The sequence below is a fragment of the Ancrocorticia sp. genome (assembly GCF_052089425.1).
Lineage (GTDB): Bacteria > Actinomycetota > Actinomycetes > Actinomycetales > Actinomycetaceae > Ancrocorticia.
Map to the genome: position 1 here is coordinate 14,454 of NZ_JBQCZW010000036.1, position 4,349 is coordinate 18,802.

Annotated in this window: 6 protein-coding genes; all 6 read right to left on the minus strand. The window is 61.4% G+C overall.

Features of this window, described 5'->3' with window-relative positions; translation table 11 throughout:
* The coding region (locus tag ACTHV6_RS10050; RefSeq protein WP_441387359.1) for an AAA family ATPase at nucleotides 1-628 on the minus strand (628 nt) is incomplete at its 3' end.
* Nucleotide 629: 1 nt separating this feature from the next.
* Nucleotides 630-1,532 carry an NAD kinase gene (locus tag ACTHV6_RS10055; protein ID WP_441387361.1) on the minus strand — a complete coding sequence of 301 codons (903 nt, stop codon included), beginning with the start codon at nucleotides 1,530-1,532 and terminating at the stop codon, nucleotides 630-632.
* Between the two features lie 5 nt (nucleotides 1,533-1,537).
* Nucleotides 1,538-2,365, minus strand: a complete 828-nt coding sequence (locus ACTHV6_RS10060; protein WP_441387363.1) for a TlyA family RNA methyltransferase — start codon at nucleotides 2,363-2,365, stop codon at nucleotides 1,538-1,540.
* Nucleotides 2,366-2,367: 2 nt separating this feature from the next.
* The gene (locus ACTHV6_RS10065) at nucleotides 2,368-2,520 is read right to left on the minus strand and encodes a hypothetical protein (RefSeq protein WP_441387365.1); all 153 of its coding nucleotides are present in this window, start codon (nucleotides 2,518-2,520) and stop codon (nucleotides 2,368-2,370) included.
* A complete protein-coding gene (locus tag ACTHV6_RS10070) occupies nucleotides 2,513-3,565 on the minus strand; it encodes an HAD-IIA family hydrolase (RefSeq protein WP_441387367.1) in 1,053 nt (350 codons plus the stop codon). The genes ACTHV6_RS10065 and ACTHV6_RS10070 overlap by 8 nt, the downstream gene beginning before the upstream one ends.
* On the minus strand, nucleotides 3,562-4,349 hold a 788-nt coding region (locus ACTHV6_RS10075), incomplete at its 5' end, for a hypothetical protein (protein ID WP_441387368.1). The genes ACTHV6_RS10070 and ACTHV6_RS10075, both read right to left, overlap by 4 nt.

Here is a 4,349-nt window from a genome sequence, read left to right on the forward strand (position 1 = left end):
TTGGCTGGATATCATCCACTTTGGCCACGAGAGCCTCGTATGCCAGCCGCGCCCGGGCTGCGTCTTGAGCCTGCTCCTCGAACTGTTCGATCTGAGTGCTGGCCTCGTTGTAGGCCTCCCACGCCGAACGCCACGTGGCGAACGCCCGAGTCACCGGCGCTCCGCCAAATTCATCGAGGGCCACCCGCTGCTGGCTGGGTGTGGCAAGGCGAAGCTGATCGGTTTGGCCGTGAACTGTCACAAGGGCGCCGGCAATTTCCGTCAGCACACTGGTGGGCACAGTCCGGCCTCCGATGAAGGATCGCGAACGCCCACTGGCGGGAACCTGGCGCGAAATAATGACTGTTGCTGTGCCGTCTTCCTCGTCCACGTCACCGCCGGCCTCCACGATTCGTGGGACAACCTCCGAATCGGCCGGTACAGAGAAGACTCCTTCAACAACGGCGCTCTTCGCCCCACGCCGGACTTTGGACGAATCGGCCTTCGCCCCCAAGAGCAATTCGAGGGACGTGACGGCCATCGTTTTACCGGCACCAGTTTCGCCCGTCAGTGCGGTCAGTCCTGTGCCCAGTTCAAGTTCGGCGGATTCGATCACGCCAAGGTTAGAAATCCGAAGCTGCTCAATCACGTTACTTCTCCACAGCGTCCAGACGCTTGTCCTCACCATTCGGGGCACCTGTCCCGTTTGCCCTCCATCCCTTAACGGGAAGTTGGAATTTCGTGACAAGACGCCCAGAGAATGGCGAATCGTTCAGGCGCGCTAACTTGACCGGCGCCGCCCCACGGACGATTCGGATCACAGAGCCACAGGGAGCTTCAATCATGCGCCGCCCGTCACACCACACGCGCGCATTGTCTTCCAATACGTGAAGCTCGAGTGTGGAGTCCGGCCCCACAACGAGCGGGCGAGTGAAGAGGGCGTGTGCCGCGATGGGTGTCATCACCATGCAGTCCACGTTCGGCCACACCACGGGGCCGCCCGCCGAAAAGTTGTACGCGGTAGAGCCGGTGGCGGTTGAACACACCACCGTGTCCACTTTGAATGAGGACAATTCACGCCCGTCCACGCCGATGGAAGCTTCGATCATCTGGGCATTTGGATCCTTTTCGATCGCCGTCTCGTTGAGCGCCCAGTTCCGGTGTTCGGTCCCATCGGGGAGCTTGACGCTCACGTCGATGGTCATCCGTTCGTTGATCAGCCAGTTCCCATCCACGATGTTCTGAATGACCTGTGGAATATCGTCAGGATCCGCCTCGGAGAGGAAGCCCACGTGCCCGTAGTTGATGCCGAGGATCGGTACGCCTGCGGGCCGCCCCAATTCGGCCGCCCGCAAAATGGTCCCGTCTCCGCCGATTACAAGAATCAGTTCAGATCCGGCCACCGCATGAGACGCCCCACCAACCGCCGCATCAACCGCCGTCTCCGTTTCCACGGCGAAGCCCAGCTCTGTCAGGTGTTGCGCCACAACATCGGCGGTTTGGGCGGCATCTTGCCGTTCGGGGTGAGAAATGAGCGTGATCCGCCGAGTCATGCTACCTACGCTTCCTGGCCCGCCGGGCCGTTTTCTATTGCGGTAGCCACGCTATCAGCAAGAGCATCCCCAAGCAGGTCCGCCCCACCCGAAATCATGTGAAGGAAGTACTCCACGTTACCTGCAGGTCCGGGCAGCGGCGAAGCTGCCACGGCCTGAATCCCCAAACCGCACCTTCGTGCAGCCTCAGCAACATTCACAACAGCCTCAGCGTGCAGGCGCGTATCGCGAACCACGCCGCCTGAACCAAGTTGGTCCTTACCCACCTCGAATTGCGGTTTGACCATGAGGAGGAAATCGGCTCCGGGCGCCGCCGCCCGAACCAGAGCGGGCATCACCAGCCCAAGAGAAATAAAGGACAAATCCCCCACAACAATCTCCGGGGGTGGCGCCACAATCGTTGGGTCCAGAGTGCGTACATTCGTCCGCTCTATCACGCTCACCCGCGGATCTTCGCGTAACTTCCACGCGATCTGCCCGTACCCCACATCCACGGCCACCACGTGCCCGGCCCCGCGCCGCAGCAGCACGTCCGTGAAGCCGCCAGTCGAGGCACCGGCATCCAAGCAGCGTTTTCCCTCAATGTCGGGAGCGCGATCGCCCAGTTCGTCGAGTGCCCCGATCAGCTTGTATGCCCCGCGGGATACATAATCCTCGCGCCTGCCCTCCACGATCCGCAGTGGCTGAGCGGGATCCATCTGGCGTGCAGGCTTGGTGACCTTCTGGCCGTCCAATAGCACGAGGCCATCGGCGATCAGCTCCCTCGCGTGCTCACGCGAACGCGCCAGCTTGCGCCGCACCAACTCCGTATCTACACGGTTGAGCCGCCCCACGGTTAGCCCTGCGCCTTTCCGAGCTTATGCGTCAGATCCTCCAGAAGCTCGCCAAGGGCACCGATCTGGGCGTCCGTATCCTGTTCGTCAAGGTTGGCCAGCACCTCATCGGCCTCGCGTGGTGCGCGAGGGGCCGCAGGAAGATTCTCACTCATGATCTCTGCTCACGGTGATCTCCGGCAGCGCCGCAGAAATCTCACTGACGGAGACTCCTGAATCCGCCGCACCCCATGCCGATAGCGCGAGAGAACGGTACTGGTTGAGGTTAAGTTCCACAGGATCGGCGCCGAGCCGGCGAACCAACCCGTCGTCGTCCCCAATCGTTCCCACCTCAAAAGCGGAGCCCGTCCAACGCGCGTGCGCCTCACCAACCCACGCCTGCGGACCGTCGCCACCGGAATCCGGGTAGGGCTCCAACATGGCTCGCAAATCGTCCGCCAAGTAAGTGGGCCTCTGATGCGCGGGCGCGAGGCAAATGTCGCGCGCCGATGCCAGTCCCGTCAGCACATGCAGCACCGGCATTCCAGCGCTCACGGCACCTTGAATATCGGTATCAAGGTTGTCCCCGATCGCGAACGGGCTACGCGCTTCGAGCATTTTCGCGGCGATCTGGAAGATTTCCGGTTCGGGTTTTCCCGCGGAGAGCGGCTCCACGCCGGTTGAATTCGAAATGGCACGCGCGAGCGATCCATTGCCCACCATAAGACCGCGTTCGCGTGGGATCGTCTTGTCCAGATTGGTGCACACGTAGAGCGCGCCCGCACGGATCGCGAGAGCCGCCTCGCTCAAGTCAGCCCAGTTTGCTTCGGGATAGAAGCCCTGAATAACCGCTGCTGGGTGGTCATCAGCAGATTCGACGACGACGAGCCCCCTCGCCGTCACCTCATCCCTCAGGGCCTGTGCACCGAGGACGAGGATCTTGGAGCCGGGCTCAACATGCTCGGCCAACATCTGCGAACCTACCTGAGCCGAATTGACCACCGAATCTGCCGGCGCTGGAATCCCTATGGCCTCCAGCTGAGCAGCCACGACGGCCGGATGGCGCGAGGCATTGTTGGTCACGTAAGCCTGCTTGAGCCCCATACCCACGGCCGCGGAAATTGATTCGGGCGCGTGAACAACTGGCTCTTGACCCAGATAGCACACGCCGTCCAGATCGAACAGTCCTACATCAAACTGGCTAACAAGCGCTTGAGTCACTGCTCTTCAGCCTCCGGCTTTGTGTCCTCCGCTTCTTCTGAGACGGACTCGACCTCAACACCTTCAACCTCAGAATCATCTGCAGCCGAATCAGCATCGGAGGATTCGTCAACCGTTTCCTCTTCTTCGTCTTGGTACACGTCAACTTCGCCTTCCTCAGCGAAGATCGGTGCCCACGTTGAACGGATCTCTTCGGCCTCATCTTCACGGCCGAGTTCCTCGTAGCGATCAGCGCGGATCAGCTCCACGCGTGCACGGAGCATCTGCTGAAGGTTCTCTGCCTTGATCTTCTCGATCACGGAGAGTCCGCCCTCTGAATCGCCAGTATCGGCACGGGCGCCTGACGTCACAAGCGCCAGTTCGATCTGCGCCTCGCTGTCCAGCCGCTTCATCGGGATCTCAGCGATGAAGGACAGGGCCTTCTCAGCCCGGCCCAAGCCGCGCTCAGAATCGGCCTCGATCGCCACATGGGTATAATCGTCGGTCATCCGGCGGTACGTGCGCAGCTCGCGCAGCGCCTCCGCGTAACGCCCCGTCACATAGGCCGCTAAACCTAGCGCTTCACGCACGATATCTACACGCGCTGCATGGCGGTATGCCGCCTGAGCATGCTCATAGGCAACCTCAGAATTCTCATCCATCATGGTGCCGGCGTAGACGAGATGGCGGGCCACGCGGTCCGCATTGTCCTTGGTCAACGAGTTCAGGCGCCGGCGGGAATCTTTATCCAAGTCTGCTGGGGTAATAACCTCGGGGACTTCTGGATCACGGGGACGGTCACGGT

Excerpts from the sequence above, each read along its gene's own strand:
- ACTHV6_RS10055 (WP_441387361.1), bottom strand. The coding sequence starts at position 1,532 with ATGACTCGGCGGATCACGCTCATTTCTCACCCCGAACGGCAAGATGCC.
- ACTHV6_RS10065 (WP_441387365.1), bottom strand. The coding sequence starts at position 2,520 with ATGAGTGAGAATCTTCCTGCGGCCCCTCGCGCACCACGCGAGGCCGAT.